Consider the following 221-nt stretch of genomic DNA (forward strand, 5'->3'; position numbering starts at 1 on the left):
CATCTGCGCCATCCACAGGTATTGGTCGATATCGGCGGTGGCCTTGATCGCCMGCGGCGCATGTTTTTGCAGCAGCCACTTGATCGCTTTCAGCGGCACGCCCGGCGCMGCCCAAGGCGAGGCGTAGCCCGTCTTTTTAAAACCACTGACGCCGCCGACGAAGCCCCCCCAGTGGAAGTTTCGGTGGTGGCGGTTCTCATTAAAAAAAAATACAAATGATA

At 57.1% G+C, this 221-nt stretch carries 1 pseudogene; it reads right to left on the minus strand.

The annotated features are described in order from the left end of the window. Window positions 1–221: pseudogene (locus tag ACQ4LH_RS22265) on the minus strand (hypothetical protein); the annotation flags it as partial.

Origin of the sequence: Pseudomonas peli (genome assembly GCF_050563605.1) — a bacterium.
Taxonomy (GTDB): Bacteria; Pseudomonadota; Gammaproteobacteria; order Pseudomonadales; family Pseudomonadaceae; genus Aquipseudomonas; species Aquipseudomonas peli_A.